This window comes from Aeromonas sp. ZOR0002 (genome assembly GCF_963866995.1).
Lineage (GTDB): Bacteria > Pseudomonadota > Gammaproteobacteria > Enterobacterales > Aeromonadaceae > Aeromonas > Aeromonas caviae.
In genome coordinates, this window is record NZ_CAWMFQ010000174.1 from 1 (window position 1) to 2,433 (window position 2,433).

At 65.2% G+C, this 2,433-nt stretch carries 1 protein-coding gene; it reads left to right on the top strand.

Annotated features, from left to right (window positions below):
• A partial coding sequence (tamB, locus tag AACR77_RS10215; protein WP_042881229.1) for an autotransporter assembly complex protein TamB occupies positions 1-2,254 on the top strand: 2,254 nt, incomplete at its 5' end.
• Positions 2,255-2,433: the final 179 nt, after the last annotated feature.

The window sequence follows — 2,433 nt, forward strand, 5'->3', positions numbered from 1 at the left end:
TCCCCTGGCCTTGCAGGGCAGGCTCAGCGGCAACGACAAGATGGAGTGGACCATCCCGGCCCTGGCGCTGCAAAGCGGCCCCAACCGGCTGCAGGCCAAAGGCTCGCTCACGACCCAGGCCTGGAAGCTGGATGCGGATCTGGATGCGCCCAAGCTTGGGGGTATCTACCCGGGTCTGGGAGGGGACATCAAGGGCCAGGTGCGTGTCACCGGCAACCAGCAGGCGCCGCGCGTGAATGCCGATCTGGTGTCGGGCCGACTCGCCTACGCGGGCACCGTCCTCAAGGAGACCGTCATCAAGGCCAACGCCCTGGTCGGGGAGAAGCCCGCCGGTGAGGTGGCGGTGACGGTGGTGAGCCTGGCGCAGGGGGAGACCAAGCTCTCGCAAATCGCCCTGAACCTGAGCGGCGATCTCGAGCGTCACGGGCTCACCTTGACCATGAAGGGGGATCCCCTGGCGGCAGACCTCAGCCTGAATGGCAGCTTGCGCGGTGACCACTGGCGTGGCGCCCTTGCCGAGCTGAAGCTCAAGACCCCCCTCAAGCGCTGGGCGCTGACCGCCCCCTGGTCTCTGGACCTGGATCTGCCGAAACAGCAGCTGACCATGGGGGATCTCTGCCTCGCGTCCCAGAAGGCCAGTCTCTGCGTCAAGGGGAGCCGGATAGCCCAGTCCCAGGGCAATCTGGAATTTGCCCTGAACGAATTTGATCTCAAGCGGCTGCGCCCCTGGTTGCCGGACAATTTCCGCTGGCAGGCGGTGCTGTCGGCCGACGGGCGCGCCAGCTGGCGCGGCAACCAGCCGACCCTGCACGCCACCGTGCGTACCACGCCTGGGACCTTCGTCACCGACGAACTCAAGACCGACTACCAGCGCCTCGAGCTCGGGATCGATTTCGAGCGCCAGCAGGCCGCCATCCGGGTCGATTTCGCTTCCGAGCAGATCGGCAACATCGACACCGATCTGCTGATCCGGGATCCCGCTGGCCGCGGCAACCTCGGCGGTCAACTCAGGTTTGACGATCTGAAGCTGGCGACCTTTGCGCCTCTCATTCCCGAAGTGCGCTCCCTGCAAGGGGTCATCTCGGCGGATGCCCGCTTCGACGGTACCCTGGCTGCCCCCCTGCTGTATGGCGAGCTGAACCTGAAGGAGGGGGAGGTTCAGACCCACTCCGACATGGTGACCCTCTCCAAGCTGGTGACCCGCCTCAAGATAGAAGGCAACCGGGCCGAACTCGACGGCTCCATGATGGTGGGCAAGGGCCCCCTGGTGCTGGGGGGCTGGCTGAGCTGGGCCCAGCAGCCGGTGACCGGCAGCCTCACCATTCAGGGCAAGGAGCTGGAGGCCCAGTACCCGGGCATGGGCCGGGTCAGGGTGACCCCTGACATCGCCATCTCTCTCGGGGAGGAGACCAGGGTGACCGGTCAGGTGGACATCCCCTGGTCGCGCATCCTGGTCAAGAGCCTGCCAGACAGCGCGGTAGCGGTCTCCGATGACGTCACCGTCATCTACGACGATCTGCCGCCAGTCCCCAAGGCGGCACCGCTGCCCATGGAGATCAGGCTCGCCATCCGGCTCGGGGACGACGTCCGCCTCGAAGCCATGGGACTCAAGACCAAGGTGGGAGGGGCCCTCAACATTCGCCAGGATCCCTCCAAGCCGCTCTCGGGCAACGGGCAACTGGAGCTCAGGGACGGGCGCTTCAAGGCCTATGGCCAGAACCTCATCATCAAGGAGGGGCGGATCCTCTTCTCCGGCCCCATCGATCAGCCCTATCTCAACATCGAGACCTATCGGGATCCGGACACCATCGAGGACAACGTGACCGTCGGGGTGCGGGTGACGGGGCCGGCTGCCAAGCCGAAGATCACCGTCTATTCCGAGCCGCAGATGGCGCAGTCCGAACAGCTCTCCTATCTGTTGCGGGGCAAGGGATTGCAGACCAGCGGCGAGGATGGCGGCTTCAACGGCTTGCTGGTGGCGGGGGCCGTGAGTCAGGCGAGCGGCGTGGTCTCCAGCATCGGGGAGTCCCTCGGCATGAGCGACGTGGCCCTCGATACTGCAGGCAGTGGCGATGACACCCAGGTGACCCTGTCGGCCTACCTGCTGCCCGGCTTGCAGTTCCAGTACGGGGTCGGGGTGTTCAGCCCCATCGCCGAATTCAAGCTGCGCTACGAGCTGATGCCAAGGCTCTATCTGCAGGCCATGAGCGGGGTGGCCCAGGCGGTGGATATCTTCTATCGCTTCACCCTGTAAGGGGCGCGGATGACAAGACAGATGCCTGGGGAGACGTTTATCCCCCTCTGCCCGACCTGCCGATGACAGCTGTCGCCAGCAGGTTCGGGGTGAGAGCGTGCATATATTGACGGGAGGCCTGGCCTCCCGTTTTTTTTGGCTATGTCCCAATTACGTGTTGCATCGGGTGCCCTAGCGCC